This is a genomic window from Loktanella atrilutea, assembly GCF_900128995.1.
In the GTDB taxonomy this organism is placed as follows: Bacteria; Pseudomonadota; Alphaproteobacteria; order Rhodobacterales; family Rhodobacteraceae; genus Loktanella; species Loktanella atrilutea.
Map to the genome: position 1 here is coordinate 117,213 of NZ_FQUE01000002.1, position 25,790 is coordinate 143,002.

At 69.1% G+C, this 25,790-nt stretch carries 29 protein-coding genes and 1 other RNA gene; 14 read left to right on the forward strand and 16 right to left on the reverse strand.

Annotated elements, in window-relative coordinates; genetic code table 11:
• Positions 1-47: 47 nt before the first annotated feature.
• The 3 genes from BUA54_RS05775 to rsgA all read left to right on the forward strand — a co-directional run bounded on the left by BUA54_RS05775 (position 48) and on the right by rsgA (position 3,113).
• Complete coding sequence (locus BUA54_RS05775) at positions 48-1,904, forward strand: 5'-nucleotidase C-terminal domain-containing protein (RefSeq protein WP_072856292.1); 1,857 nt, start codon at positions 48-50, stop codon at positions 1,902-1,904.
• A 41-nt stretch (positions 1,905-1,945) separates the two neighbouring features.
• Positions 1,946-2,043, forward strand: an RNA gene (ffs, locus tag BUA54_RS05780) — signal recognition particle sRNA small type.
• A 53-nt stretch (positions 2,044-2,096) separates the two neighbouring features.
• On the forward strand, positions 2,097-3,113 hold the full coding sequence (rsgA, locus tag BUA54_RS05785) for a ribosome small subunit-dependent GTPase A (RefSeq protein ID WP_072856293.1): 1,017 nt from the start codon (positions 2,097-2,099) through the stop codon (positions 3,111-3,113).
• Here the strand turns inward: rsgA and BUA54_RS05790 are convergent.
• A complete protein-coding gene (locus tag BUA54_RS05790) occupies positions 3,110-3,586 on the reverse strand; it encodes a protein-tyrosine phosphatase family protein (RefSeq protein WP_072856294.1) in 477 nt (158 codons plus the stop codon). The genes rsgA and BUA54_RS05790 overlap by 4 nt on opposite strands.
• Before the next feature lie 80 nt (positions 3,587-3,666).
• Positions 3,667-4,764 carry a redox-regulated ATPase YchF gene (gene ychF / locus BUA54_RS05795; protein ID WP_072856295.1) on the reverse strand — a complete coding sequence of 366 codons (1,098 nt, stop codon included), beginning with the start codon at positions 4,762-4,764 and terminating at the stop codon, positions 3,667-3,669.
• A gap of 127 nt (positions 4,765-4,891) precedes the next feature.
• On the opposite strand from ychF, the gene BUA54_RS05800 reads away from it, so the two are divergent.
• Complete coding sequence (locus BUA54_RS05800) at positions 4,892-5,302, forward strand: VOC family protein (protein ID WP_072856296.1); 411 nt, start codon at positions 4,892-4,894, stop codon at positions 5,300-5,302.
• A gap of 11 nt (positions 5,303-5,313) precedes the next feature.
• Positions 5,314-5,724 (forward strand): VOC family protein, encoded by a 411-nt coding sequence (locus BUA54_RS05805; RefSeq protein ID WP_072856653.1) that lies wholly within the window; start codon positions 5,314-5,316, stop codon positions 5,722-5,724.
• 5 nt (positions 5,725-5,729) lie between these two features.
• On the opposite strand, the gene BUA54_RS05810 is transcribed toward BUA54_RS05805, so the two are convergent.
• Positions 5,730-5,915, reverse strand: coding sequence for a hypothetical protein (locus BUA54_RS05810; RefSeq protein WP_072856297.1), 186 nt, complete (start codon positions 5,913-5,915; stop codon positions 5,730-5,732).
• A gap of 99 nt (positions 5,916-6,014) precedes the next feature.
• Between BUA54_RS05810 and trpA the strand changes: the two genes are divergently transcribed.
• The gene (gene trpA / locus BUA54_RS05815) at positions 6,015-6,806 is read left to right on the forward strand and encodes a tryptophan synthase subunit alpha (protein ID WP_072856298.1); all 792 of its coding nucleotides are present in this window, start codon (positions 6,015-6,017) and stop codon (positions 6,804-6,806) included.
• A gap of 90 nt (positions 6,807-6,896) precedes the next feature.
• On the opposite strand, the gene def (BUA54_RS05820) is transcribed toward trpA, so the two are convergent.
• Genes def (BUA54_RS05820) through def (BUA54_RS05830) form a run of 3 tightly spaced genes read right to left on the reverse strand, consistent with a single transcriptional unit; the run spans position 6,897 to position 8,364 of the window.
• Entirely contained in the window at positions 6,897-7,391 is a 495-nt protein-coding gene (def, locus tag BUA54_RS05820; RefSeq protein WP_072856299.1) for a peptide deformylase, read from the reverse strand.
• Positions 7,388-7,846, reverse strand: a complete 459-nt coding sequence (gene def, locus BUA54_RS05825) for a peptide deformylase (RefSeq protein WP_072856300.1) — start codon at positions 7,844-7,846, stop codon at positions 7,388-7,390. The genes def (BUA54_RS05820) and def (BUA54_RS05825) overlap by 4 nt, the downstream gene beginning before the upstream one ends.
• Positions 7,843-8,364, reverse strand: a complete 522-nt coding sequence (def, locus tag BUA54_RS05830; RefSeq protein WP_072856301.1) for a peptide deformylase — start codon at positions 8,362-8,364, stop codon at positions 7,843-7,845. The genes def (BUA54_RS05825) and def (BUA54_RS05830) overlap by 4 nt, the downstream gene beginning before the upstream one ends.
• A 115-nt stretch (positions 8,365-8,479) precedes the next feature.
• Between def (BUA54_RS05830) and BUA54_RS05835 the strand changes: the two genes are divergently transcribed.
• Positions 8,480-9,649: a MalY/PatB family protein gene (locus BUA54_RS05835; RefSeq protein WP_072856302.1), complete on the forward strand. Its 1,170-nt coding sequence runs from the start codon at positions 8,480-8,482 to the stop codon at positions 9,647-9,649.
• 18 nt (positions 9,650-9,667) lie between these two features.
• On the opposite strand, the gene BUA54_RS05840 is transcribed toward BUA54_RS05835, so the two are convergent.
• The 8 genes from BUA54_RS05840 to BUA54_RS05875 form a co-directional block, all read right to left on the reverse strand.
• Positions 9,668-10,018, reverse strand: coding sequence for a hypothetical protein (locus tag BUA54_RS05840; RefSeq protein ID WP_072856303.1), 351 nt, complete (start codon positions 10,016-10,018; stop codon positions 9,668-9,670).
• 94 nt (positions 10,019-10,112) lie between these two features.
• Positions 10,113-10,883, reverse strand: a complete 771-nt coding sequence (gene cobM, locus BUA54_RS05845; RefSeq protein WP_072856304.1) for a precorrin-4 C(11)-methyltransferase — start codon at positions 10,881-10,883, stop codon at positions 10,113-10,115.
• Positions 10,884-10,949: 66 nt separating this feature from the next.
• The gene (gene cobJ, locus BUA54_RS05850; protein ID WP_072856305.1) at positions 10,950-12,770 is read right to left on the reverse strand and encodes a precorrin-3B C(17)-methyltransferase; all 1,821 of its coding nucleotides are present in this window, start codon (positions 12,768-12,770) and stop codon (positions 10,950-10,952) included.
• Entirely contained in the window at positions 12,761-13,462 is a 702-nt protein-coding gene (gene cobI / locus BUA54_RS05855; RefSeq protein ID WP_072856654.1) for a precorrin-2 C(20)-methyltransferase, read from the reverse strand. The genes cobJ and cobI overlap by 10 nt, the downstream gene beginning before the upstream one ends.
• A 124-nt stretch (positions 13,463-13,586) precedes the next feature.
• Positions 13,587-14,789: a precorrin-6y C5,15-methyltransferase (decarboxylating) subunit CbiE gene (cbiE, locus tag BUA54_RS05860; RefSeq protein ID WP_072856655.1), complete on the reverse strand. Its 1,203-nt coding sequence runs from the start codon at positions 14,787-14,789 to the stop codon at positions 13,587-13,589.
• A gap of 64 nt (positions 14,790-14,853) precedes the next feature.
• On the reverse strand, positions 14,854-15,492 hold the full coding sequence (locus BUA54_RS05865; protein WP_072856306.1) for a precorrin-8X methylmutase: 639 nt from the start codon (positions 15,490-15,492) through the stop codon (positions 14,854-14,856).
• 66 nt (positions 15,493-15,558) lie between these two features.
• The gene (locus BUA54_RS05870) at positions 15,559-16,812 is read right to left on the reverse strand and encodes a sirohydrochlorin chelatase (RefSeq protein WP_072856656.1); all 1,254 of its coding nucleotides are present in this window, start codon (positions 16,810-16,812) and stop codon (positions 15,559-15,561) included.
• Between the two features lie 11 nt (positions 16,813-16,823).
• On the reverse strand, positions 16,824-17,027 hold the full coding sequence (locus BUA54_RS05875; protein ID WP_072856307.1) for a DUF6732 family protein: 204 nt from the start codon (positions 17,025-17,027) through the stop codon (positions 16,824-16,826).
• 280 nt (positions 17,028-17,307) lie between these two features.
• Here BUA54_RS05875 and BUA54_RS05880 point away from each other — a divergent pair, with 280 nt between their 5' ends.
• Positions 17,308-18,294 (forward strand): glutathione S-transferase family protein, encoded by a 987-nt coding sequence (locus BUA54_RS05880; protein WP_072856308.1) that lies wholly within the window; start codon positions 17,308-17,310, stop codon positions 18,292-18,294.
• Here the strand turns inward: BUA54_RS05880 and BUA54_RS05885 are convergent.
• The gene (locus BUA54_RS05885; protein ID WP_072856309.1) at positions 18,274-18,690 is read right to left on the reverse strand and encodes a response regulator; all 417 of its coding nucleotides are present in this window, start codon (positions 18,688-18,690) and stop codon (positions 18,274-18,276) included. The two genes, BUA54_RS05880 and BUA54_RS05885, sit on opposite strands and share 21 nt — an antisense overlap.
• A gap of 147 nt (positions 18,691-18,837) precedes the next feature.
• Between BUA54_RS05885 and BUA54_RS05890 the strand changes: the two genes are divergently transcribed.
• From BUA54_RS05890 to BUA54_RS05905, 4 genes are read left to right on the forward strand one after another with little or no spacing between them, the layout of a single operon-like run.
• Positions 18,838-19,248, forward strand: coding sequence for a DUF1636 family protein (locus BUA54_RS05890; protein ID WP_072856310.1), 411 nt, complete (start codon positions 18,838-18,840; stop codon positions 19,246-19,248).
• Positions 19,245-20,180 carry a threonine-phosphate decarboxylase CobD gene (gene cobD / locus BUA54_RS05895; protein ID WP_072856311.1) on the forward strand — a complete coding sequence of 312 codons (936 nt, stop codon included), beginning with the start codon at positions 19,245-19,247 and terminating at the stop codon, positions 20,178-20,180. Before BUA54_RS05890 ends, cobD begins: the two co-directional genes overlap by 4 nt.
• Entirely contained in the window at positions 20,177-21,076 is a 900-nt protein-coding gene (cbiB, locus tag BUA54_RS05900; protein ID WP_072856312.1) for an adenosylcobinamide-phosphate synthase CbiB, read from the forward strand. The genes cobD and cbiB overlap by 4 nt, the downstream gene beginning before the upstream one ends.
• A 48-nt stretch (positions 21,077-21,124) precedes the next feature.
• A complete protein-coding gene (locus BUA54_RS05905) occupies positions 21,125-22,279 on the forward strand; it encodes a lytic murein transglycosylase (protein ID WP_072856313.1) in 1,155 nt (384 codons plus the stop codon).
• A 213-nt stretch (positions 22,280-22,492) separates the two neighbouring features.
• Here the strand turns inward: BUA54_RS05905 and BUA54_RS05910 are convergent, their stop codons facing one another.
• Entirely contained in the window at positions 22,493-23,203 is a 711-nt protein-coding gene (locus BUA54_RS05910; protein ID WP_072856314.1) for a GntR family transcriptional regulator, read from the reverse strand.
• Between the two features lie 236 nt (positions 23,204-23,439).
• Between BUA54_RS05910 and BUA54_RS05915 the strand changes: the two genes are divergently transcribed.
• The gene (locus tag BUA54_RS05915) at positions 23,440-24,426 is read left to right on the forward strand and encodes an ABC transporter ATP-binding protein (RefSeq protein WP_072856315.1); all 987 of its coding nucleotides are present in this window, start codon (positions 23,440-23,442) and stop codon (positions 24,424-24,426) included.
• Positions 24,427-24,454: 28 nt separating this feature from the next.
• Positions 24,455-25,732, forward strand: a complete 1,278-nt coding sequence (locus BUA54_RS05920) for an ABC transporter substrate-binding protein (RefSeq protein ID WP_072856316.1) — start codon at positions 24,455-24,457, stop codon at positions 25,730-25,732.
• Positions 25,733-25,790: the final 58 nt, after the last annotated feature.

Consider the following 25,790-nt stretch of genomic DNA (forward strand, 5'->3'; position numbering starts at 1 on the left):
ACAACTTTAGGTTGCAAATCATTCGGGAATGACCTTTCCTGAATGTCGTGAAGGATGCGTTGATACCCCTGCGACCCACCGGTCGGCTTCGTCTGGTCCAGACAACGGACCTGCACATGCGCCTGACATCCTTCGATTACCTTTCCGACCGGACAGAGGCGCATCAGGGCCTTCTCGCCCTCGCCCCGCTGATCTCCGCAGCGCGGTCCGGGGGCGGCGCCTCGCTGCTCTGCGACACCGGCGATTTCCTGCAGGGCACGCCGCTGGCAGACGAGATCGCGAAACGCCGGACGCTGCCGCACCCGATGATAGAGGCCTTCAACGCGCTGAATTACGACGCGGTGACGCTGGGCAACCACGACTTCGACTACGGCCTGCCCTACCTCCGCGCGGTACTGGGCGATCTGCGCGCGCACGTCGTCTCTGCAAATCTGCAGGCCGACGCGCCATCGCCCTTCGCGCGGCCCTTCACGCTGGTCACGCGCCACATCGCCTGTTCCGACGGCCTGATACGCCCCCTGCGTATCGGGATCATCGGCTTCGGCCCGCCGCAGATCGCCGAATGGGGCGCCGGGTGGCTGCACGGCATGGTCACCACCGGCGACATCGTGACCGCCGCGCGTCACTGGCTGCCGCGGATCCGGGCGGCGGGGGCCGACCTGATCGTGGCCCTGTGCCACGGCGGGCCCGCGACCGGGGCGGACCGCATGGAAAACGCCGCCCTGCAACTGGCGGCCCTGCCAGAGGTCGATGCCGTCCTCATGGGCCACATGCACGAGGTCTTTCCCGGCAGCGGGTTTGCCGCCATGACCGATGTCGACAGCCGCCGCGGCACGCTGGCGGGCAAGCCCGCCATGATGGCCGGCGCCCATGGCAAGGACGTGGGCATCCTCGACCTGACGCTTTCGGTCCCCGCCGCGCGGGCGGATGACGGCGCAGACCGGAACTGGCAGATCAGCGACTACCATTGCAGGGTCGTCAGGCCGATGCAGGCGCCGGCGCGGCCGAGCGTGCTCTCAAGCCTTCTGGCGAACCGGCTGGCCGCGCCCCACAGGGCGACGCGTGACCGGCTGGGTCAGCCGATCGGGCATACGCCGGTTGCCCTGAACAGCCATTTTGCCGCGATCGGGGGCGACAGTACCGGCCCGCTGCTGGCGCGGGTGCAGATCGACGCCATCGGCGCCGCCCTTGCCGGCACCCCTTACGCGAGCCTGCCGGTGCTGGCAGCCACCGCATCCTTTCGGGCGGGCGGCCACGGTGGGCCGGACAACTACATCGCGATCCCGCCGGGTCCGCTGCACCGGCGCGACTGCACCGCCATCGTGCCATTCGACAACCCGGTCTGCGCGGTGCTGCGCCGCGGTCGGCAGATCCGCGACTGGCTCGAACGCTGCAGCGCCGCCTTTGCCACGCTGCCCCCCGGCAAGACCGATCGGGCGCTGCTGAACCCGCACCTTGCGTCCTACCAGTGCGACACGCTGCACGGCCTGCACTACCGGATCGACGTCACAGTGCCACCGGCAACGGCAGGGACGACGCAGCCGCGCCGGGTCACGGACGTGACCCTGCAGGGGCAACCGCTCGACGACGACGCCATCTGCGTCGTGGCCACCGGCAGCTATCGCGCCCACGGCGGCGGCGGCATCCTTTCCATCCCGCCAGAGGACCTGATCCACACCACCCGCGACGGGCTGCGCACCCTGCTGATCCGGGCCCTGCAGGACGGGTCGCATGCTGTGGACACCGCGCCGCCCCCGTGGTCCTTCACACCGCGGCCGGACACCATCGCCCATTTCCCGTCCAGCCCCGCGGCCCGTGACGGCCTCGCCAACCTCTCTCATGTCAGCTTCGCGGGGCTGTTGGACGACGGATTCGCCCGCTACCGCATCGCCTTTTCACCGTGACCCGGGTTGCGGGCCCAGCCTCGCATCGCTATATGAAGGGTCGAGAGGTTGGCGCGGGCGAGCGCCTCGCCAACCTGGTCAGGTCCGGAAGGAAGCAGCCATAACGAGCCCCGCTTGGGTCGTTGTCAGCCTCTCACCCCATTCCCCGCATCAGGGTCGCGTCCGCTTGCACAGCATTTGCCAGATCAGGACATGACCGACGCGCTCGCCGCCCTCGGCTGGTCCGCATTCGAAGCGGATCAGCTCGGTGACGCGGACCTCGGTCTGACCCCCGCCCGCATCAGCAGCGTGAACCGGCGCAACGTGAATGCCCTTGGCACCGATGCCCCCCTGCGGCTGGTGGCCGATCCCGGCATCAGCACCGCCAGCTTCGCCGTGGGCGACTGGGTGCTGTGCGACCGCGCGGCCGCTCACCTCGTCCGCCGTCTCGACCGGCGCAGCCTGTTGCAGCGCGGGGCGGAACACAGGACCGGCCAGCGGCAACTGATCGCCGCGAACCTCGATACGCTCTTCATCGTCACCTCCTGCAATGCCGACTTCAACGTGGCGCGGCTGGAACGCTACCTTGCCCTCGCCCACGATGCCGACATCGCGCCCGCCATCCTCCTGACGAAAGCCGATCAGACCGAAGAGGCGGACGGCTACATCGTGCAGGCGCGGGCCCTTGGCGACCTGCCGGTGCTGGCGATCAACGCCAAGGGCGCCGACGTGACGGATACCCTGGCCTCCTGGTGCGGACCGGGGCAGACCGTGGCGCTGGTCGGCTCCTCCGGCGTCGGCAAGACCACCCTCGCCAACGCCCTGACCGGCCGCACCGACGCGACGCAGGACATCCGAGAGGACGACGCCCGCGGCCGCCACACAACGACGAAACGCAGCCTGCACGCCCTGCCGACGGGGGGCTGGCTGATCGACACGCCGGGCATGCGCGGCCTTGCGGTCGCCGACGTGACCGCCGGCATCGACGCCACCTTCCCCGAGATCAGCGCCCTGACCGGCGCCTGCCGCTTTCGCGACTGCCTGCACGACGGCGAACCCGGCTGTGCGGTCCAGGCGGCGGTCGAGGCGGGTCTGATCGACGCCGACCGCGTGCGGCGCTACCGCAAGCTGCGGGCCGAGGATGCACAGGCGACCGAAAGCGTGGCGGCCAGCCACGCCCGCAAGCGGCGGACCGGCAAGTCCGGCAAGCCCCCCGCCCGCCGCCGCTAGCGCGTCGCCCAGATCAGCTGGGCCCGCGTTTCGACCGCGCAGGGCCTGACCACGCGCAGCCGCGCGAGCGCCGGATCCGGCGCCTCGCCGTGCAGCAGCATCAGGCGCAGCACGATCATGCCGGACCGCCCGCAACCGCCCCTGCAGTGGAACAGCACGCGCTTGCCCGCCGCCAGCTGCGCGCAGACCCGCGCTTCGAGGCCGGCCCACCGCGCCGTCACCGCCGCCGTCGGCACGCCGAAATCCGGGATCGGCAACGCGGCCCAGTCGGGCGGCGCATGGACGAGATCGGCGCCAAGGTCGATGCCCAGCGTCGCCATCTCTGCCGGTTCGGTCAGGCTGACGACCAGAGCCGGCGACCAGCGCAGCAGCCTGCGGAAATCGCCGTGGTAATCGCCGGCGATCCCCGGCATCGGACACAAGCCGAGGATGCCGCGCCCGACCGGCAGTTCGGCGATCGCGAACTCAGCCATGCGCCGCCCGCGCGCCGCCGATTTTTCCAGAAAAATCGGAGTCTCCAGATTTTCTAGAAAATCTGGCAGGCGCTGTCATGTCAGGTGTTGAACAGGAAATGCAGGACGTCGCCGTCCTTGACCGTATAAGTTTTGCCCTCGGCCCGCATCTTGCCGGCCTCCTTCGCCGCCTGCTCGCCCCCGAGGGTGACGAAATCATCGTAACCGATGGTCTCAGCCCGGATGAATCCGCGCTCGAAATCGCCGTGGATGACGCCCGCCGCCTTGGGTGCAGAAGTGCCCGCGTTGATCGTCCAGGCGCGCGCTTCCTTGGGGCCGACGGTGAAGTAGGTCTGCAGGTGCAGCAGCGCGTAGCCCGCGCGGATCAGCCGGTCGAGACCCGCCTCCGCCAGCCCCATTTCGCTCAGGAACATCTCCGCCTCCTCGGCGTCGAGCTGGCTGATCTCCTCCTCGATCCGGGCAGAGATCACGACGGTGGAATTGCCTTCCGCCTCCGCCATGGCACGCACCCGCTCGGACTGGGCGTTGCCGGTGGCAGAGGCCTCCTCCTCGACGTTGCAGACGTAAAGCACGGGCTTGGTCGTCAGCAGCTGCAGCATCCGCCAGGCCTTGGCGTCCTCGGGGTCGACCGCGACCGTGCGGGCGGGCTTGCCGTCCTCCAGCACCGCCTGTGCCGCCTCCAGCAGACGCACCTGCTGGCCCGCCTCCTTGTCGCCGCCACGCACCTTGCGCTGCAGGTTGGCCAGCCGCTTCTCGATGCTTTCGAGGTCCGCCAGCATCAGTTCCGTCTCGATCACGGCAGCGTCCGACACCGGATCGACACGACCCTCGACATGGGTGATGTCGTCGTCCTCGAAACAGCGCAGCACATGGGCGATGGCGTCGCATTCGCGGATGTTGGCGAGGAACTGGTTACCCAGACCTTCGCCCTTCGAAGCGCCCTTCACCAGACCCGCGATGTCGACGAAGGTCATCCGCGTCGGAATGATCTGCTTGGACCCGGCGATCTGCGCCAGCCTGTCGAGGCGCGCATCCGGCACCGCCACGTCGCCCACATTGGGTTCGATCGTGCAGAACGGAAAGTTCGCGGCCTGTGCCGCGGCAGTGCGCGTCAGCGCGTTGAACAGCGTCGACTTGCCGACGTTCGGCAGCCCGACGATCCCCATCTTGAAGCCCATGACGCATCTTCCCCATCTGAATTCCGCCGGGGCATACCCGCGACACCGGGTCCGCGCAAGCCAAAGGCTTTGGCGCGGCCCGTCCCCATGCTAACATGCCGCGACACTTCGGCACAGGAGGATCCCCATGCAACCCGTCCCCTACCTCTTCTTCCATGGCACCTGCGAAGAGGCCTTCCTCTTCTACGCCTCCGTCTTCGGCACCGCACCGCAGTTCATGCGCGTGAAAGGCTCGCCGATGGAGACGCATCTACCGCCCGAGGCCGCGAACGGCATCATGCACGCGCACCTCGACATCGGCAGCGGCGCGATCAACGGGTCCGACGACCTGTCGCCCACCCCCGGCCCCGCGATGGCCGGCTGCAACGTGATGATCAGCCTGCCCGACGTCGACACCGCCCGCGCGCATTTCGACAGGCTTTCCGACGGGGGCGAGGTGCGCATGCCGTTCGAGCCGCAGTTCTGGACTCCCGGCTTCGGCGCCTTCACCGACCGCTTCGGCATCCGCTGGATGGTCTCCACCGACGCGGAGGGCTGACCGTGGGGACGATGCCCTACCTGCATTTCCGTGGCGATTGCGCCGCGGCGCTGCGCTTCTACGCCGATCTGATGGGCGGCACCGATCTGCAGATGATGCCCTACAGCGCATCGCCCGACGCACCGGCCGACTGGCAGGCAAGCGACCGGATCATGCACGGCCAGGTCACGCTGGGCGACGGGGTGCTGATGGCCTCCGACTTTCCGCCGGGACAGGCCGGCGACGCGCAGGCCGCGGTCAGCATCATGCAGACCTTCGACACCGAAGCGCAGGGTCGCGCCGTCTTCGACGGACTGGCGGCAGAGGGTGACGTCATCACGCCCTTCGGGCCGACGTTCTTCAGCCCCGGCTTCGGCATGCTGCGCGACCGGTTCGGCACGCACTGGATCGTCACCGGCGGACGCGCGCCGCAGCGGCAATAAGGCGATCAGGCGGTGCGGTTCCGCCCTTCGTAGATCAGGATCCAGGCCAGGATCACGAACATCGGGTGGGTCAGACCGCCGCTCAGCAGGATGGCCGGGATCCAGACCAGAAAGGTGATGATGGCCGAGATCGGACGACCTGCGAACAGGATCGAAAGAGGCGGGAGCAACAGGGCGAGGATGTAATTCATGCCCCTGATATGGGCGCGGCCCGGCGGATTTCAATTCCGCCCCATTGCATTTGCGCGGCCCATCGCCCAGAAACGCCGCGACCGCTGAAGGATCGCGCCATGTCCCGTATCGACGCCAAATTCGCCGACCTGACCGCCCGTGGCCGCAAGGCCTTCGTGGCCTATGTCATGGCGGGCGATCCGAACTACGACACCAGCCTTGCCATCGTGAAGGGTCTGCCGGCGGCGGGCGTGGACATCATCGAACTCGGCCTGCCCTTTACCGATCCGATGGCCGACGGCACCACGATCCAATTGGCGGGCCAGCGGGCGCTGGCGGGCCACATGACGCTCGACCGGACCCTGTCCATCGCCCGCGCCCTGCGCGAAACCGACGACACCACCCCGATCGTGCTGATGGGCTACTACAACCCGATCTATTCCCGCGGCGTCGACCTGTTCCTGCAGCAGGCGCAGGAGGCCGGGATCGACGGCCTCATCGTCGTCGACCTCCCGCCGGAGGAGGACGACGAGCTGTGCCTGCCCGCGCAGGCGGCGGGCCTGAACTTCATCCGCCTCGCCACGCCCACGACCGACGACAGGCGCCTGCCCAAGGTGCTGACCAATACCTCGGGCTTCCTCTACTACGTCTCGGTCACCGGCATCACCGGCACGGCCGCCGCCCAGACCGCCGACGTCGCCCCCGAGGTCGCCCGCATCAAGAGTCATACCAACCTGCCCGTCATCGTGGGCTTCGGCATCAAGACGCCAGAGGCCGCCCGCGCTATCGCGCAGGTCGCGGACGGCGCCGTCGTCGGATCGGCCATCGTGGAAAAGATCGGCGCGGGCGAATCCGTCGCCGACGTCCTCGCCTTCGTCAAGACTCTCGCCGACGGCTGCCACGGCGCCTGACCGCCATCCTCGCTTTTTCCGGAAATACTCCTGGGGAGGTGCGCAGCACCGGGGGCAGCGCCCCCTCTCCGATTTTTCTGGAAAAATCGGCTAGCGCCCCAGCTTCGCCGCCCGCCGCAGCAGCATGTCGCGCTTCAGCTTCGTCAGCCGGTCGAAATACATCCGACCCGCAAGGTGATCGATCTGGTGCTGCACGCTGACCGCCCAGAGGCCGACGAAATCCCGCTCGACCCATGCGCCGTCCGCATCCATGAACCGCACCGTCACGGCGCGCGGCCGCTTCACGACGGCGCCGACACCGGGCAGGCAGGGACTCGCTTCCTCGTGGTCGCGGAATTCGACGCTGGCGTGCAGGATCTCCGGGTTCGCCATCCGCACCGCCTGCCCCCGCGCGGTGCTGGCATCGATTACCGCCAGCCGCAGCGGCACGCCCAGTTGCACGGCGGCCAGACCGACGCCCGGCATCGCCTCCATCACCGCGATCATCTCGGCCCAGATGGCGCGGACCTCGTCGGTGATCGCCTCTACATCACGGGCCGTGGTGCGCAACGCCGGATGGGGCCAGCGCAGGACCGCGCGCGTCACGGCAGGGTCGCGTAATCGGTGCAAAGGATGCCGTCCAGATGATCGCGCTCGTGCTGCACGATCACGGCCTCGGTGCCAGAGAAGGTCTCCTCCTGCACGGTCCCCGCCAGATCCTGCCAGCGCAGCGTCACCCACTCCGGCCGATCCACCGTCACGGCGATGCGCGGGATCGACAGGCAGGCCTCCTCGTGCGTCGCCAGCCCCTCGGACTGCGCCACGATCTCGGGGTTCACGCAGATCCGCGGACTTCGGTCGCCGGTCTTCCATGTCGCGTCCATGACGAACAGCCGCCGCGCCACGCCGATCTGCGGCGCGGCCAGTCCCCGCCCGGGGGCGGCATACATCGCGGCGAACATCTCCTCCGTCAGCGCGGCAAGGTCCGCGTCGAACGCCGTCACCGGCGCACAGACCGCGCGCAGCACGTCGTGCGGCACGGTCAGGATCGGCCGCGTCACGCCCGCGCCCTCTCGCGCTTCAGCTTCTGCATCTTGCGGGTGATCATCTGCCGCCGCAGCGGCTTCAGGTAATCGATGAAGAGCTTGCCATCCAGATGGTCGATCTCGTGCTGCACGCAGGTCGCCCAAAGGCCGTCGAACCGCTCCGACTGCGTCTCTCCTTCCAGATCCATCCAGCGCACCTCGACCTCGGCCGGGCGCTCGACGTCCGCGTATTGCTCCGGGATCGACAGGCAGCCCTCCTCGTAGGTGTTCAGCGCCTCGCTGGCCCAGGTCACTTCGGGGTTCAGCAGCACCATCGGCCGCGCCGCCTGCGTCTCGTCCTTCACGCAGTCCATCACCAGCAGCCGGGTCATCACGCCGACCTGCGGGGCGGCCAGCCCGATGCCCGGGGCGTGGTACATCGTTTCCAGCATGTCGCTGGCCAGTGTCCGCACCTCCTCCGTCACGGCGGTCACGGGGTCGGCGACCTTCTTCAGGCGGGGGTCGGGATGGATCAGGATGGGGCGCAGTGTCATGCCCCCGATCTAGCCGCTGTCCCGCCCCTTGCCAAGACGTGCCGCGATTTTCGCCTTGGCACCCGGACCCGTCCTGCTAGGGTCGCCCCCGATCCCAGTCAGCAGGTACCCCAAGATGAGTTTCGATGCCCCCGTGAACCGCCGCGACACCCACTGCGTCAAGTGGGACGGCATGCAGTCCGCCTATGGCGTCAGCCCCGAGGACGGCATCCCGATGTGGGTCGCGGACATGGAATTCCGCGCCCCCGACGTCATCCAGGACGCGGTGCAGGCGATGCGCGACCACGGCGTCTACGGCTACTTCGGCAACCCCGTGCCCTATACCGACGCGATCCGCTGGTGGATGCAGACCCGCCACGGGTGGGAGGTCGCGGCCGACGCGATCTTCACCACCCACGGCCTCGTCAACGGCACCGGCCTCTGCGTCGACGCCTACACGCAACCCGGCGACGCCGTCGTGCTCTTCACCCCCGTCTACCACGCCTTTGCCCGCGTCATCAAAGCCGCGGGCCGAGAGGTGCGGTCCTGCGAACTGGTGAACGCGGATGGCCGCTACGAGATGGATTTCGACACCTACGACACCCAGATGACCGGAAACGAGCGGATGGTGATCCTCTGCTCGCCCCACAATCCCGGCGGCCGGGTCTGGACAAGGGCAGAGCTGGAGGGCGTCGCCGCCTTCGCGAAACGTCACGACCTGATCCTCGTCAGCGACGAGATCCACCACGACCTGCTGATGCCCGGCCAGCGCCATATCCCGATGGCCAACATCGACGGCATCACCGACCGTCTCGTGATGATGACGGCGGCGACCAAGACCTTCAACATCGCGGGCTCCCACACCGGCAACGTCATCATTCCCGACCCCGCCCTGCGTGCCCCCTTCACGGCCCGGATGGCGGCGCTCGGCATCTCGCCCAACAGCTTCGGCCTGCACATGACGACCGCCGCCTACTCGGCGCAGGGCGCCGCCTGGGTCGACGACCTCTGCACCTACCTCGACGACAACCGCCGCCTGTTCGAGACGGGCATGAACGCCATCCCCGGCGTCCACGCCATGCCGCTGGAGGCGACCTATCTCGCCTGGGTCGATTTCGCCGGCACCGGCATGAGCCAGGAGGAGGTGATCCGCCGCGTTCAGCAGGACGCCCGCATCGCGCCCAACCACGGGGAAACCTTCGGTCAGGGCGGCGGCAGCTTCCTGCGCTTCAACTTCGGCGCGCCTCGCGCGCAGATCGAGGATGCAGTCGACCGCCTGCAGAAGGCCTTTGCCGACCTGCAGTGATATCGCGCCTGCCCCGCCTCAGGCGCGGGGCAGCAGCCCGGCGGGCGTCTGGTCCAGCCGGGCATAGTCGACGGGCGCCGTCTCGCTGACCAGGCTCAGCCACTTGATGTCGACGATGCACTCGCCGTCCTCGATCCGCGTCCCGGTGATCAGCGCCTGATACAGATGGCGCATCCCGTCGTAGATATCGACGCGGCCGCGCAGCAGATCGCAGGCCCCGGCGTCCAGCGCCATGCCCTCGCCCCAGAACCGGCGGATGCGCAGCACCGCGTCGCCGTCGTGCACGCAAAGGCGGTTGCCGCGCTGGGTGGACAGGCGGCGGGCATCCTGCAACCCCTTCAGGACGGCATCGGGCAGATAGTCGGTCATGGCAGCGCTCCTTCACTGCCATCGTAACGCGCAATTGTGTCAAATGTTCAAAGCCTTTTTCCGCCGCAGCGCCGCAGCGCAACCGCAGAAAAACTCAGGCCTTTTTCGCCGTGGGCCGCAAAACATGGGGTTTGGCCGCATCATAGAGCGCGCTGTCCGGAAACCCGTGTTGCGATCCCAGCACGGGACCGACCATGATCAGCGCCGTGCGGGTGATCTTGGCCTCCCGCACGGCGCCATGAATGTCCGCCAGCGTACCGCGCAGAATCACCTGATCCGGCCATGACGCACGGTAGACCACCGCCACCGGACAGTCCGCGCCGTAGAACGGCACCAGCCGCCGCACGATATCCCGCAGCGCCCGGATGCCCAGATGGATCGCCAGCGTCGTGCCGGTGGCCGCGAAGTTCTCCAGCGTCTCGCCGGCGGGCAGGCCCGTCGACTTCATGCTCATCCGCGTCAGCACGATGCTCTGCCCGACCTCCGGCACGGTCAGTTCCGTCCCCATCGCCGCCGCCGCCGCGGCATAGGCGGGTACGCCGGGGATGATGGCATAGTCGATCCCGTCCGCCTTCAGCCGCCGGATCTGCTCGGCGATGGCACCGTAAAGCGAGGGGTCCCCCGAATGGACCCGCGCCACGTCCCGGCCCTGCGCATGGGCCGCCACGATCTCCGCATGGGTCTCCTCCAGCGTCATCGCCGCGGTGTCCAGCACGCGGGCGCCCTCCGGCGCATGGGCCACCACCGCCTCCGGCACCAGCGACCCGGCATAAAGGCAGACCGGGCAGGCCCCGATCAGCCGCGCCGCCTTCAGCGTCAGAAGCTCCGGATCGCCCGGCCCTGCCCCGATGAAATAAACCGTCATGTCTTTCCCTTCATGGGACGGTGGGCGGGGCGCCTTCGGGCCTCGCCCGAACAGCGCCGCACACCGTCATCCCGCCAGATCGCCGTCGATCTTGCGCGCATAGCCCCGCGGCGTGAACATCCGCGGCCCCTCGCCCAGTCGCGCAAGGCGGCTGTTGCTCGACCCCACCAGCACCACCGTCAGCATGTCGACCTCGTCGACCTGCAATTCATCCAGCCGCCGGTAGCGCACATGCTCCTCGGGCCGCCCCAGAGAGCTGGCCAGCATCACCGGCGTATCGCCCGGCCGGTGCCGCAGCAGGATGTCCCGCGCCTCGGCCAACAGGGTCCGCCGCGTCTTGCTGACCGGGTTGTAGAAGGCCACCACGAAATCCCCCTCCGCCGCCGCCCGCAGCCGCCGCAGGATATCCTCCCGCGGCGTCAGCAAATCGCTCAGAGAGATCGCGCAGAAGTCATGCCCCAGCGGCGCCCCCGCCCGCGCCGCCGCCCCCTGCAACGCGCTGACGCCGGGCGAACAGACGACCTCGACACGCCGCGCGGCATCCGACACGCCCATGGCGTCGGGCCCCCGATCCAGCAGTTCGAACACTAGCGCCCCCATGGCATAGATCCCCGCATCGCCGGAACAGACCAGCGCCACGTTCTTTCCAAGTCCCGCCTGCTCCAGCGCGTAACGGCACCGCGCCTCCTCGCCGCCCAGCGGAAAGTCCGACCGCGCCTTGCCCACCGCCAGCGGCCCCAGCAGGTCGATGTAAAGGCCGTAGCCCACCAATTCCTCGGCCTCGGCCACCAGCCGCGACACCTCCGGCGTGCGCCATGACGCCTGCCCCGGCCCGATGCCGACGACCGACAGCCGCCCCCGCGCCCGGCCCCGCAACACCGTGATCGGCGCATCCGCCGCCGCCACCGCACAGGTCGCCATCGCGGCCTTGCGCTTCTCCAGATGCAGACGGCCCGCGGGACCGACCTGCGCCAGCGCCGCCGCCTCCGCCACGCCGTGCGCGCCGACCTCGGCAAAGACGACCTCCGACGGATGGGCCAGTCGTGGCGTCTCCGCCTCCAGCGCCGCCGCGTCGAACACCCGCAGCGGCACGCCGAAGTCGCGGGCCAAAGCGATGATCGCCGGCTCGTCCGCCTTCAGTGCGATCGTGTTCACGCAGGCCACCGCCTCCGCCGCGATCTCCGCCTCCGCCAGCGCCACGTCGACCAGCGTGCGCAGGTCCTCCTCCGGGCAGTTCCGCGCACAGCCCACGCCCAGCGCAAAGCGCTGTGGCGCGAACTGCAGGTGATCGTCGCCAAGGCCCGCCACCGGGGCGGCCCCGCAGGTAATCGTCACCCCGTCCCCCGCCGGCAGCCCCGCCAGCCAGTCCGCCGCCGCCGCATCCGGCCCGGTCACTACGGCCCCGCCACCCGACAACAGCCCTGCCATCGCCGCCTTCGCGTCCGCCGGATTGACCAGCCGCCAGCCCGGCGGCGGTGCGTCCAAGGCGACGCCCAGCGCCACGTCCCCCGCCGTCGTCACAGCCGCCACGGCCCCCAGCGCCGCCGCGATCCGCGCTGCCAGCCGGTTTGCCCCCCGGTGCCCGCCCAGAAGAGGCACCACCACGCCGCCGTCGTCGCTGACAGAGACCACGGGCGGCTCCGTCGCCTTGTCCGCCAGCAGCGGCGCCACCGCCCGGATCAGGATGCCGCTGGCGCAGACACCCACGATCGGCACCCCCGCCGCGAACAGGTCACGCGCATGATCCAGCGCATTGTCAAAGTAGGCATCCGCCCGATCCACGCGCCCCTGCCGCCCGTGCACCGCACAGCCCAGCACCCCGGCGACCCGGTGCGCCGTCCCTTCGCCCGACCGCGACAGCGCCAGCACAACCGGTTCTAAAGCCATGGATCGGCTCCCTTCGTCAGCAGGATCATCGAGAAATAGGGCGCCGCCTTCGGCGCCTCCGCAAGCGGACAGACGACCTGTTCCGGCAGGCTCGCCCGTTCCACGTAAAGCGCGAAATCCATCAGCCCGAGGTCCGCGATCACCGCGCGGATCTTGCCCAGATGCCGCCCCACCTTCATGATCGCGACACTCTCTGCGCCAGCAATGCGGTCCCGCAGCTCCGCCGCGGGCAGCGGCCCCGGCAGCACCGTCAGCCGTTCGTTGCGCGCCACCAGCGGTCGCCCCGCCACGGCGGCACAGGCAGCGATGGAGGTCACGCCCGGCACGACCTCGACCCGGAACCGCCGCGACAGCCGCGCGTGAAGATACATGAAGGAGCCGTAGAAGAACGGATCCCCCTCGCAAAGACAGACGACATCGCGCCCGGCCTCCAGATGGCCGGCGATCCTGGCCGCGCCAGCGTCATAGGCCAGCTGCGCCGGCTGACGCTCCACGCTCATCGGCACATCCATCGCGATCTCGACCGCACCCGCGGGAATCAGGTCCGCTGCAATCGCCCGCGCGAAACTTGCCCCCCCTGCCAGCGTCGGATAGGCCACGACCGCGGCCTGCCCGATCAGCCGCGCCGCGCGCAGCGTCATCAGGTCCGCCGCCCCCGGCCCCACGCCGACACCGTAAAGCACACCGATCATCCGCATTCCCCCAGCCGGACAATCACCCGCCGGAGCCACCCACCGCCGCCACCCGTGCAAGTCCCGGCCAGACCGTCCCGGTCCTCGCTTTTTCCGAAATACTCCCCCCGGAGGGTCCGGCCCCTCATCGCTTGACCCGACTCCATTGGGTCACCGGCATCGCCGCGCGCCAGCCCGTCAGACGGCCCACCGGCTCCGCCCGGCAGACCGACAACCGCACCAGATCGCCGCCGTGCTTCGCATGCAGCGCCATCAGCACGGCTTCCGATTCCAGTGTCACCGCATTCACCACCAGCCGTCCCAAGGGCCTCAATGCGTCCCATGCGGCGGCAAAGACCGCCTCGCTGAGGCCACCGCCGATGAAGATCGCGTCGGGCGCCGCAAGGCCATCCAGACAGTCCGGGGCCGTGCCCTCGATCAGCTCCAGCTTCGGCGCGCCCAGCGCCAGCGCATTGGCGGCGGCCATGGCCCTGCGGTCGTCGCGCGGCTCGATCCCGATGGCGCGGGCGTAACGCGCGGCGCGCATCCACTCGATCGCGACGGACCCAGACCCGCAGCCGATGTCCCACAGAAGCGCGCCGCGCATCGGCATCAGCTTGGCCAGCGTCGCGGCCCTGATCTCCTGCTTGGTCATGGTGCCGTCGGACTGGAACAGCTCGTCCGCCAATCCCGGCACCCGCGGCAGCAGCGCCGCGTCGGGGGCGGCGATGCATTCGACCGCCAGCGTGTTGAAGGCGGGCACGACATGGTCCCAGGTCGCCGGAATCCCGTCGAAGCGCGCCTCGTCCTTGCCGCCCATCGCCGCCAGCACGGTCATCCGCGACTGGCCGAAGCCGCGCTGCGAGAGATATTCGGCGATCTGGCGCGGCGTCTCGGCGCCCGTGGTCAGGATCAGCAGCCGCGCGTCGGGCTGGATGAAGGCCACCATCTGCGCGACGGGCCGGCCGTGGACCGTCAGCGTCTCGACGTCCGCAAGGCTCCAGCCCATCCGCGCCGCGGCCAGCTGGAAGGCAGAGAGTTGCGGGTGATAGACGATTTCCGCCGGGTCGATGGCGCGACCGATGCGGGCCCCGACCGAGAACCACAGCGGATCCCCCGTCACGAGCACCACGGCGCGGCGGCCGCGCAACCCCCGGATCGTGTCGATCATCGCGTCGAAGGGAGAGGGCCAGGCCAGCCGCTCGGCGGTGACGGCATCGGACAGCGCATGGTGGCGCTCGCCGCCCAGAATGACCTCTGCCGCCTCCACCACCGCGCGGGTGGCGGGGGTCAGGCCGTCCAGCCCGTCCTCGCCGATGCCGATGATATGCAGCCAGGGTCGGGTCATGGGGTTCTCCGATTTTTCGCCGAAAAATCGGTCCAAACTTTCGACGAAAATTTGAAGGCGCCCCTCATCCCCGGTCCTCCGGCAGACCGGCCGCCAGCGCGTTCACCGCCGCCGCCGCCAGTGCCGATCCGCCGCGCCGCCCGCGCAGGGCGATGAAGTCGCAGCCGCGCGGATTGGCGGCCAGTTCGGCCTTCGATTCCGCCGCCCCGACAAAGCCCACCGGAAAGCCCAGAATCACCGCCGGTTTCGGCGCGCCCGCGTCCAGCAGTTCGAGCAGATGGAACAGCGCCGTCGGCGCATTGCCGATCGCGACGACGGCCCCTTTCAGGTGCGGCGCCCAGAACTCCACCGCCGCGGCGGATCGCGTATTGCCGATCTCCTGCGCGCGGTCGGGCACGCGCGCGTCGTTCAGCGTCACGATGACCTCGTTTCCCGCGGGCAGGTGACGCCGGATGATCCCCGCCGCCACCATTTCACAGTCGCAAAGCACCGGAGCGCCCGCCGCCAGCGCGGCGTGGCCCGCCGTCGCGGCCGCGGGCGAAAACACCAGCCGATCCGCGATCTCGACCATGCCGCAGGCGTGGATCAGCCGTGTCATCACCGGATGCATCGCCACCGGAAAGCGGTCCAGCCGCGCCTCGGCCCGCACGGTGGCGAAGCTCTGCGCGTAGATCGCGGCGGGGTCTTTCTCGTAGGGCCTCATGGGCGGGTCCTTCGCGGGTGGAGGGGTCGGACCCTCCGGGGGGAGTATTTGTCAAAAAAGCGAGGATCAGACCTTGCGGGTCTTGCGCGCGCTTTCGGGGCCGAGGGGGTGATGGGCGTGGGGATAGACCGGGTGGGCGTGGTCGTGGTGATGAGCGTGACCGTGGTCGTGATGATGGTGATCGTGCCCGTGATCGTGATCGTGCCCGTGTCCGTGGTCGTGGTCATGGCTGTGCGGCAGGCCGTGGGCGTGGGCATGGGCGTGATGCGCCTCCAGCCGGCAGAGACCTGTGCAGAAGCTGTCGCACAGCGTGCAGTCCGCGACGTTGGACCCCGGGGCGTTGGCGCCCTGCCCCTCGACGTGGTGATGGTGGCTTTCCTGCACCGCGCCGACCTCGGCCTCGAACCCCAGGACCTGCGTGCGGTACTTGCACATCACGCACAGCGACGGCGGGCTGTTGCCGAAGGCCGGGTGATTGCGGTCGGCGGCGTCGACCTCTCGCGTCCTGCCGTCGGCCAGCGCCAGCACCTGATCGCGGTAGGCGCAGAGGCCGCAGTTCGGCGGCGGATGGCTGCCTGCCTGTTCGGTTACCCGTTCGGCGAAGGTTTCCAGCACCTTCGGATGATCGCCGAGGTAGCCGGCCTTGACGAACTGGATGTCCGGATGTTCGGCGGCCACGCGGTCGGTGAAGCCGTAGATCCGGTCGATCAGGATGCCCGAGAACAGGAAATAGGGGAACACGATGACCCGCTTGTAGGGCAGGCGCACGACATGGCTCAGGCAGGGTTCGACCAGCGGGAAGGTCACGCCGGAATAGCCGACCTCGTGCCAGCCGAAGCCCATGCCCTCGGCGATCATCCGCGCGACCTTGGCCACATTGCCGTTGGCGTCGGGGTCCGACGCGCCGCGGCCGATGACGACGAGACAGGTCTCGGTCAGCGGCAGCGCGCCATGCTTGATGTTCGCGCGGTCCACCGCCTCCCTCACGCGGGCGGCGGCGGCGGCGATCATCTTGGGATCGACCCCCAGCTCGCGGCCGTAACTGATCGCGATGCCGTGCTGGGCCGCATAGGTGTTCAGCACCGTGGGGATGTCGTTCTTGGCGTGCATCGCGGCGAACAGCATCCCCGGCACCGCAAGGATCCGGTCGCAGCCCGCGTTGCGCAGCCGGTCGAGGCCGTCGCGGATCACCGGGTTCGCGAATTCGAGATAGCCGTAGTCCACCAGCCAGTCGTCCGGCAGCCAGGCCGGCAGCTTTTCCGCCAGCGTCGCGAATTCGTCGACCGCCGACTGGCTGCGCGACCCGTGGCCGCAGATCATCACACCGGTCTTCACGCGGGCTGTTCCTCGGCCTTGGGTTCGGCCTTCTTCTTCTCGCGCCGGCCCTTCAGCGCGCCCAGCGCGATGGCGATCCCGGCGGCCCCCAGCGCGATTCCCGCGACCCAGTGGTTGTGCCCCGCCGCATCGACCAGATGGCCGGGATGGGCGGCCGCACCGCTGGCGGTCAGGATCAGGGCAAGGGTCAGCAGGCGCATGGCAGTCTCCGGGCATGTCTTTGGGGCCGCAGAGCTGGCATCTGACGATGTGGCGTCCCGGTCCCCGTCAGGGTCGACCACTCTGCCACCAACCGCTCTGGCCCCGTTTCGGGCGTCGTCGGGTCCGGGTATAGGGGCAGGCCCTGCCGGGGGCAAACGGTTAAGCGGCGCCCCCGCCCGGTTTTGCGACATGACGCGCACAGCACCTGCGCGCACGCTGCGGTTGGTCAGCGCCGGACCGGGCCCTACGTCAGGACCCACACGGAACAGGAGACGCGACATGGGCCTGCTGGTCGACGGACAATGGCAAGACAAGTGGTACGACACTGACGAGAACGGCGGAAAGTTCGAGCGGGACGAGGCGAGCTTTCGCAACTGGATCACCGCCGACGGCAGCGCAGGGCCATCGGGCGACGCAGGCTTCAAGGCCGAAAGCGGGCGTTACCACATGTATGTGAGCCTCGCCTGCCCCTGGGCGCACCGGGCGCTGGCCTTTCGCAAGCTGAAGGGGCTGACCGACCACATCACCGTCAGCGTCGTCCACCCCGAGATGCTGTCCGAAGGCTGGACCCTGTCGGACGCCTATCCGGGCGCTACCGGCGACGATCTCTTCGGTCTGGATTACCTGCGGCAGGTCTATCTGAAGGACACGCCGGACATGACCGGCCACGTCACCGTCCCGCTGCTTTGGGACAAGGCACAGGGCCGCATCGTGTCGAACGAATCCTCTGAAATCATCCGGATGTTCAATTCCGCCTTCGACGGCATCACCGGCAACACCGACGACTACTGGCCCGAAGACCTGCGCGACGCCATCGCGCCGGTGAACGACCGGGTCTACGACACCGTGAACAACGGGGTCTACAAGGCGGGGTTCGCCACCTCTCAACAGGCCTACGATGACGCCGTCCATCCGCTTTTCGACAGCCTCGACTGGCTGGAAGGGATCCTGCAGGCCAACCGCTACCTGATGGGCGACCGCATCACAGAGGCCGACTGGCGGCTCTGGACCACGCTGATGCGGTTCGACAACGTCTATCACACGCATTTCAAGTGCAACCGGGCGTTCATCCGCGATTACCCCGCGCTCTGGGGCTTCACGCGAGAGCTATATCAGTGGGACACCCCCGACGGGCCGATGGCCGACACCGTGAACATGGATCACATCGTGCGCCACTACCACTACAGCCACGAGACGGTGAACCCGCACCGGATCATTCCGATCAATCCCTGGCCGGACTTCTCGTTACCGCACGGGCGTGGTTGACCGGGCCCCGTAATGCGACACGATCGCCGCCAGTTCCTCTGGCGGCGTCCCGCGCTCCAGCATCAGCCGCGCCGTGGCGCAATGGTTGAAGATCGAACCGTCCGAGAAGAAGCTGTCGTCCGTGACGCAGATCACGCTGGCCCCCGGCTGGCGAAAGGCGGCGATGTCGGCTACGATCAGGGCATTGCCGTCCGACAGCACCATGTCGAGGATGATGGCATGGAAATCCCGCCGCCGCAGGGCCTTCAGCGCCGCATCCGCGGTTGCCGCCAGCGTGACGGCAAGCCCCTGCCCCTCCAGGTGCCGCGCCCAGTCCGCGCCCAACGCGGCGTCGCTTTGCACGATCAGCACCCGAAGCGCCGCCGGGCCGGTGGGGATGTCGATGAAAGAGGTCATGGGGCGAAAGTTAGGCCCATTTGTCACAAGTCAAAAGGTTAATTTCGACCGGCGGCGACCGAAGCGCACGGCATGCCCCGCGGCGGCTTGTGTCGCGCCACGAAATCCGCTTGAAACGGGGGCGGACCGGCAGAAAGGCGCCCAGCGATGACGACATGGATCACCATCTGCGACACCTGCAAGCGTGACGGCTGGGACCAGACCGGCGCCACCGCGACCGACGGCGAAACCCTCGCCGCCCTCGTAGAGTCCGCTGCCGCGGACGTCCCCGGCCTGCGCACCAGACGCACCGCCTGCCTGATGGGTTGCAAGACAGGCTGCAACGTGGCCGTGCAGGCCCGCGGCAAGCTGTCCTACACCCTCGGCAACTTCGCGCCAGAGGCGGAGGCCGCGGCAGGCATCGTGACCTACGCCGCCCTGCACGCGGACTCCGCCACGGGACAGGTGCCCTACCGGTCATGGCCGCAGGCGATCAAGGGACATTTCGTGACCCGGCACCCGCCCCTGCCGGACGACGACGGTCCCGCCGGCGACGGCACCGCCATGACCGCCGCATGACACAGACCCGCGATCATGGCGGTGGCCTCGACGCGGCCATCGCGACATGGGGGGGCGCCAGGGCCGACTGGATCGACCTGTCAACCGGCATCAACCCCGTGCCCTATCCGATGCCGACCCTGCCGGCGTCCGCATGGACCGCCCTGCCCGACCGCGACGCCATGACGACGCTGATCCAGCGCGCCCGTGCCTTCTGGAACGTGCCGGCCGCCGCCGCCGTGCTGGCCGTGCCCGGCGCCTCTGCCGCCATCGCGCAACTGCCGCGGCTGCAGGCCCCCCGCCGCGTCGCGATCCCCGGCCCCACCTACAACGAACACGGCGCCGCCTTCCGCGCCGCCGGCTGGACACTGGACGACGACGCCCGCGACGCGCTGGTCGCCGTCCATCCCAACAATCCCGACGGCACGATGTGGGACGCGCAGGCCCTCGCCGCGCCCTTCACCATCATCGACGAAAGCTTCTGCGACGTGGTCCCCGCCGCCTCGCTGATCCGGCTCGCCGCCCGCCCCGGCACCGTGGTGCTGAAAAGCTTCGGCAAGTTCTGGGGGCTGGCAGGCGTCCGGCTCGGCTTCGCCATCGGCGACCCCGCGATCATCGCCGACCTGGCAGAGGCACTGGGCCCCTGGCCCGTCTCCGGCCCCGCCCTCGCCATCGGGGCAGAGGCGTTGGCCGATCCCCTCTGGGCGGACGAAACCTGCGACCGCCTCGCCGCCGACGCCCGGCGCCTCGACGCGCTGCTGACCGGCAAGGGCGCGCTGGTGAAGGGCGGCACCACCCTCTTCCGCCTCTACCAGGTAGAGGACGCGGCCGCCGCACAGGCCCACCTCGCCCGCCACCGGATCTGGAGCAGGACCTTCCCCTACGCCGATGACTGGCTCCGCCTCGGCCTGCCGCCCCCCGACCGCTGGTCCCAGGTCGAGGCCGCGTTTTGACGCTGATCCTGGGTCTCCTGCTGGATGCCCTGATGGGAGAACCGCGCTGGCTCTGGTCCCGCCTGCCCCACCCCGCCGTGCTGATGGGGGCCTGCGTCCGCTTCATCGACACCCGCACCAACCACGGCCGCAACCGCCGCGCCAAGGGCACCGTCGCCTTCGCCCTCCTGTGCCTCGCCTTCATCGCCCTCGGGCTCGTCCTGGCCGCGATCCCGGGCCGCGTCGTCGATGTCGTCGTGCTGGCCGTCCTTCTGGCCCAGCGCAGCCTCGTCGACCACGTCCGCCTTGTCGCCACCGCCCTGCGCCAGTCGCTGCCCGCCGGGCGCACCGCTGTCGCCCAGATCGTCGGGCGGGAAACGAAAACCCTCGACGCCCCCGCCATCAGCCGCGCCGCCATCGAAAGCGCGGCCGAGAACCTTTCCGACGGTGTCATCGCCCCCGCCCTCTGGTTCGCCATCGGCGGCCTGCCCGGCCTGCTGCTTTACAAGATCACCAACACCGCCGATTCGATGATCGGCTACCGCACGCCGCAATACGCCGAATTCGGCTGGGCCGCCGCCCGCTTCGACGACCTGCTGAACCTGATCCCCGCCCGGCTGACCGCCCTGCTGATCTGGCTCACCGCCCCGCGCCGCGCCGCCCTGCCCGCGATCCTGGCAGAGGCGCCGCGCCACCGCTCGCCCAATGCCGGCTGGCCCGAGGCCGCGATGGCGCAGGTGCTGGGCATCGCCCTTTCGGGTCCGCGCACCTACGACGGACAGCGCCGCGACTACCCCTTCGTCAACGCGGCCGGCCGCCACGCCATCGGTCCCGCCGACATCGACAACGCCTGCGCCGTGCTCTGGCGCACATGGGCCCTTGCGCTTCTCGGCGCCCTGCTCCTCTCGCTGTTCTAATCCGGCGCCGGGTCTGGCAAGGTCGGCGCAACCGAAAGGACCTGTCCCATGCGCCTCGCAGCCCTCCTCGCCGCCCTTGCCACCCCCCTCGCCGCGCAGGACTGCGGCGCGCCGATCCCCGACTTCAAGGCGGGCCTAAGGGCCGAGGCGCTGTCCATGGGCATCCCCGCCGCCAGCGCCGACGCGATCCTGGCGGAGGCCCGCATCGACCCCGCCGTGCTGGCCGCCGATCAGGCGCAGGGCGTGTTCCAACTCGACTTCATCACCTTTTCCCGCCGCCTGATCAGCACCACGCGGATCGAGAACGGCCGCGCCATGGCCGACCGCCACGCCGCGACCTTCGATCGGATCGCAAGCGCATACGGCATCCCCCGCGGCGTCCTTCTCGCCTTCTGGGCGTTCGAGACCGACTACGGCGCGATACAGGGCGATTTCAACACCCGCAACGCGCTCTTCACCCTGGCCCACGACTGCCGCAGGCCCGCGCTCTTCCGCCCCGAGCTCCTCGCCGCCATGCAGCTCCATGCCCGCGGCGACTTCGACACCGACACCACCGGCGCCTGGGCCGGAGAGATCGGTCAGGTCCAGATGCTGCCGCGCGACATCATGGCCCACGGCACCGATGGCGCCGGCGACGGCCACGTCGACCTCAAGTCCTCGGCCCCCGACGCTCTGATGTCCGGCGCGGCCCTTCTGGCCTCCCTCGGCTGGCGCCCGGGTGAGCCGGCCCTGCAAGAGATCACCGTGCCCGCCGACCTCGACTGGTCCCGTACCGGCCTGAACCATCCCGCCAGCGCCGCCGACTGGGCCGCCCGCGGCGTCACCGCCCGCGACGGCGACCTTGCGGACCTCGACGGCGCCGTCGTCCTGCCGATGGGCCGCCACGGTCCGGCCTTCATGGCCTACCCGAACTTCTCGGTCTATTTCGAATGGAACCAGTCCTTCACCTACGTCCTCACCGCCGCCTATTTCGCCACGCGCCTCGACGGCGCGCCGATCTACGTCGCGGGCAATCCCGATCCCGGCCTCACCGGCGTGCAGATGATCGCCCTGCAGGACAAGCTCGCCGCCTTGGGTCACGACACCGGCGGCAGCGACGGCATCCTCGGCGAAAAGACGCGCGAGGCGGTCCAGATCGAGCAGGCGCGCCTCGGCCTGCCCCCCGACGCCTGGCCCACCGCCGACCTGCTGTCGCGTCTCTGACAAGGCGCCGTCGCCGCCACCGCCCCGCATTCGCCTGCCCAACCGGACGCCCGCCAAAGGCATCCGGCATCCGCCGTCGATCCGACGGCCGCATCGCAGCACCCGAACACCACCTGATGTCCAGCGCCACCGCGCCACGGACGCACCGGCAGGGGACGGCGGGCGGGGCGCCTTGGCCGCGGGACGCGGACAACAGCGCCGCACGGCGTCGCCTCAGCCTTCCGGCCGCAGCGCCTCGCGCAGGCTGACGTCGCGGCCCTCCGGCGGGGTCAGGTCCAGACCGTCGTGCAGGTCGGCCAGATGCCGGTCCATCACCTCGCGCGCCAGCGGCCCGTCGCCGGCGGCGATGGCATCCAGCAGCGCGTGGTGGGCGCCGGTCTCGCACAGGCTGCTCTGCCGCCGCCAGTATAACGCGATGATAAGGCTGGACCGGTCGACCAGCGACCGGACCATCTCGGCGATGGTGATCTGGTCCGCGATCCGCGCGATCTCCACATGGAACAGCCCCGACAGCGCCAGCGCCCGCCCCCGGTCGCCGCCGGCCACGGCCGCATGCTCGTCGGCCATGTGTTGCTGCAGCAGCGCAAGGTCCTGCGATGTCGCCCTGCGGGCCGCGGCCTCGGTCACATGCGGCTCGATCAGCCGCCGCGCCTCGAAGACCTCGCGTGCCTCCCGCGGTGACGGGCTGGCGATCACCGCCCCCCGGTTGCGCCGGATCTCGACCAGCCGCTGGTGCGCCAGCGTCTGCAGGGCGCTGCGCACGATGGTCCGCGACACGCCGTAGATCTCCGCTAGATCGTCCTCGCCCAGCTTCAGCCCGGGGGACAGACGGTGCGACAGGATCGCCGCCGCAAGGTCCTGCGCGACATCTGCCGCGGTCGCGCTGCGGTCCGAAGGGAATGGGACGGGGGCCGGAGATGTCATGCCCTCGTGATGCCGAATCTGCCGCCGCCCCGCAACCCTTCCCGCGGGTCCTCGCTCCCTTCTGCATCCAAGATGGCGCATCGATTGTATACAATAAAGCCGTCGTTTCGCAGGCACTGCCCCGCGATTCCGCCGCAAAAAGCGGCAATCCTCTGCACCGCCCGGTCTTCGCATGCACCCGTCATTGCCGCGGCGTCACGCGCCGCATCTGCTCGGCGCGACAGGAAAGGGGCCGCATGAACACCGTCATTCAGGATCTCGAGCTGGTCAGCGTGACCAAGCGCTACGGCACCACCGTGGCGGTCGACGCGGTCAGCCATCATTTCCGCCCCGCCAGCTACACCTGCCTGCTCGGCCCCTCGGGCTGCGGCAAGTCGTCGACCCTGCGGATGATCGCGGGGCACGAAAGCGTCAGCGACGGGTCGATCCTGCTGGCGCACCGCGACATCTCTCACCTGCCGCCCGCGAAACGCGGCACGGCGATGATGTTCCAGAACTACGCCCTGTTCCCGCACCTCAGCGTCGCCGACAACGTAGCCTTCAGCCTCAAGATGAAGGGCGTGGATGCGACCGACCGCCGCGCCAAGGCGGCCGAGATGCTGGACTTGGTCGACCTGACCGCCCTCGCCGACCGCCTGCCCGCGCAACTGTCCGGCGGCCAGCAGCAGCGCGTGGCCTTGGCCCGCGCCCTCATCACCCGCCCGCAGGTTCTGCTGCTGGATGAACCTCTCTCGGCGCTCGACCCCTTCCTGCGGGTGCGGATGCGGACGGAACTGCGCAACCTGCAAAAGGAACTCGGCATCAGCTTCGTCCACGTCACCCACGGCCAGGACGAGGCGCTGGCGCTGGCGGACGAGATCGTCGTGATGAACAACGCGGTGATCGAACAGGCCGGCCCGGCACGAGAGGTCTTCAACGCGCCCCGCACCCGCTTCGTCGCGCAGTTCATGGGCGGCCACAACGTCATCGCCCTGCCGCAGGGCCACTACGCCATCCGGTCCGACGCGGTGCAGGTCACCGGCCCCGACGCGGGCCAGATGGACGCCCATGTCACCGCCATCGAATACCAGGGCACGCACGTCAGCGTCCTGTCCCGCATCGCCGGCGACCAGGAGGTGACGGCGCTGGTGCCCGACGCCGCCTTCTTCGACGCCCCCCACCATCCCGGCGACCGCATCGGTCTGACCTGGGACGACCGCAACCTTCACAAACTGACGGCGTGAACCGCCGCATTTCAACACGGAGAGAGACATGACGGACACGACCAAGCTATCCCGCCGCAGCGTCCTGAAGGGCGCCACCGCGACGGCAGCCTTCGCTGCAGGGTCCACGCTGGGCGCCCCGATGATCTGGGCGCAGAACATCAAGGACATCACCCTGCGCCAGTTCGGCACCGGCGTGTCGAACCTCAACGAAGTGGCGCAGAAGGTAAAGGAAGACCTCGGTTTCACGCTGGAAATGACCGCGCTCGACACCGACAGCGTCACCCAGCGCGCGGCCACCCAGCCGAACAGCTTCGACATCGCCGACATCGAGTATTTCATCTGCAAGAAGGTCTGGGCCGCCGGCAACCTGCAGGCGATGGACACGACGAAGCTCGAAAACTACGACAAGATCGTCGGCATCTTCAAGACCGGCAAGCTGAACGACGACAGCGTGATCGCCCAAGGCACCGCCCCCCATACGGTCGGCTTCACCACCGGCCAGCACGGCACCGAATTCGTGCAGGAGGAATCCGGCTGGATGACCCTGATTCCCACGATCTACAACGCCGACACGCTGGGCATCCGCCCCGACCTGATCGGCCGCCCGATCAAGAACTGGTCCGAACTGCTGAACCCCGAATTCAAGGGCAAGGCCTCGATCCTCGACATCTCCTCGATCGGGATCATGGACATGGCGATGGTCGTGGAATCGATGGGCGAATACACCTACCCCGACAAGGGCAACATGACCCGAGACGAGATCGACATGACCCTCGCGCTGTTCACAGAGGCCAAGAAGAACGGCCAGTTCCGCGCCTTCTGGAAAAGCTTCGACGAAAGCGTCAACCTGATGGCATCGGGAGAAGTCGTGATCCAGTCCATGTGGTCCCCCGCCATCACCGCGGTAAAGTCGCGCGGCATCGACTGCGTCTACCAGCCGCTCGAGGAAGGCTACCGCAGCTGGGGCGGCGGTCTGGGCATCTCCAACGCGCTGTCTGGGATCGAGCTCGACGCCGCCTACGAATACATCAACTGGTACCTTTCCGGCTGGGTCGGCGGCTTCCTGATGCGGCAGGGCTACTATTCCGCCGTGCCCGAAACCTCCAAGGCCTTCATGTCCGACAACGAGTGGGGCTACTGGTTCGAGGGCAAACCCGCGACCGACGTCATCACCTCGCCGCAGGGCGACCCGCTGGCGCAGGCCGGCGACCTGCGCGATGGCGGCTCGTTCGAGGAACGGATGGGCTCCGTCGCCTGCTGGAACTCCGTCATGGACGAAAACCAGTACATGGTCCGCAAGTGGAACGAGTTCATCGCCGCGTGATGAACCCGTCCGCGGCGCGCCTGTCCTCCCGCAGGCGCGCCGCACCCTTTCCCGAAAG

Bases quoted from the DNA above. Each gene is read 5' to 3' on its own strand.
- BUA54_RS05910 (WP_072856314.1), bottom strand. From the start codon at position 23,203: ATGACATCTCCGGCCCCCGTCCCATTCCCTTCGGACCGCAGCGCGACC.
- cobD (WP_072856311.1), top strand. From the start codon at position 19,245: ATGACACAGACCCGCGATCATGGCGGTGGCCTCGACGCGGCCATCGCG.
- trpA (WP_072856298.1), top strand. From the start codon at position 6,015: ATGTCCCGTATCGACGCCAAATTCGCCGACCTGACCGCCCGTGGCCGC.
- ychF (WP_072856295.1), bottom strand. From the start codon at position 4,764: ATGGGCTTCAAGATGGGGATCGTCGGGCTGCCGAACGTCGGCAAGTCG.
- cobJ (WP_072856305.1), bottom strand. From the start codon at position 12,770: ATGGCTTTAGAACCGGTTGTGCTGGCGCTGTCGCGGTCGGGCGAAGGG.
- BUA54_RS05885 (WP_072856309.1), bottom strand. From the start codon at position 18,690: ATGACCTCTTTCATCGACATCCCCACCGGCCCGGCGGCGCTTCGGGTG.
- BUA54_RS05915 (WP_072856315.1), top strand. From the start codon at position 23,440: ATGAACACCGTCATTCAGGATCTCGAGCTGGTCAGCGTGACCAAGCGC.
- rsgA (WP_072856293.1), top strand. From the start codon at position 2,097: ATGACCGACGCGCTCGCCGCCCTCGGCTGGTCCGCATTCGAAGCGGAT.
- BUA54_RS05905 (WP_072856313.1), top strand. From the start codon at position 21,125: ATGCGCCTCGCAGCCCTCCTCGCCGCCCTTGCCACCCCCCTCGCCGCG.
- BUA54_RS05870 (WP_072856656.1), bottom strand. From the start codon at position 16,812: ATGATCTGCGGCCACGGGTCGCGCAGCCAGTCGGCGGTCGACGAATTC.
- cobI (WP_072856654.1), bottom strand. From the start codon at position 13,462: ATGATCGGTGTGCTTTACGGTGTCGGCGTGGGGCCGGGGGCGGCGGAC.
- BUA54_RS05865 (WP_072856306.1), bottom strand. From the start codon at position 15,492: ATGAGGCCCTACGAGAAAGACCCCGCCGCGATCTACGCGCAGAGCTTC.
- cobM (WP_072856304.1), bottom strand. From the start codon at position 10,883: ATGACGGTTTATTTCATCGGGGCAGGGCCGGGCGATCCGGAGCTTCTG.
- BUA54_RS05880 (WP_072856308.1), top strand. From the start codon at position 17,308: ATGGGCCTGCTGGTCGACGGACAATGGCAAGACAAGTGGTACGACACT.
- BUA54_RS05875 (WP_072856307.1), bottom strand. From the start codon at position 17,027: ATGCGCCTGCTGACCCTTGCCCTGATCCTGACCGCCAGCGGTGCGGCC.
- BUA54_RS05800 (WP_072856296.1), top strand. From the start codon at position 4,892: ATGCAACCCGTCCCCTACCTCTTCTTCCATGGCACCTGCGAAGAGGCC.
- BUA54_RS05790 (WP_072856294.1), bottom strand. From the start codon at position 3,586: ATGGCTGAGTTCGCGATCGCCGAACTGCCGGTCGGGCGCGGCATCCTC.
- cbiE (WP_072856655.1), bottom strand. From the start codon at position 14,789: ATGACCCGACCCTGGCTGCATATCATCGGCATCGGCGAGGACGGGCTG.
- BUA54_RS05890 (WP_072856310.1), top strand. From the start codon at position 18,838: ATGACGACATGGATCACCATCTGCGACACCTGCAAGCGTGACGGCTGG.
- def (WP_072856301.1), bottom strand. From the start codon at position 8,364: ATGACACTGCGCCCCATCCTGATCCATCCCGACCCCCGCCTGAAGAAG.
- BUA54_RS05805 (WP_072856653.1), top strand. From the start codon at position 5,314: ATGCCCTACCTGCATTTCCGTGGCGATTGCGCCGCGGCGCTGCGCTTC.
- BUA54_RS05840 (WP_072856303.1), bottom strand. From the start codon at position 10,018: ATGACCGACTATCTGCCCGATGCCGTCCTGAAGGGGTTGCAGGATGCC.
- BUA54_RS05920 (WP_072856316.1), top strand. From the start codon at position 24,455: ATGACGGACACGACCAAGCTATCCCGCCGCAGCGTCCTGAAGGGCGCC.
- BUA54_RS05835 (WP_072856302.1), top strand. From the start codon at position 8,480: ATGAGTTTCGATGCCCCCGTGAACCGCCGCGACACCCACTGCGTCAAG.
- BUA54_RS05810 (WP_072856297.1), bottom strand. From the start codon at position 5,915: ATGAATTACATCCTCGCCCTGTTGCTCCCGCCTCTTTCGATCCTGTTC.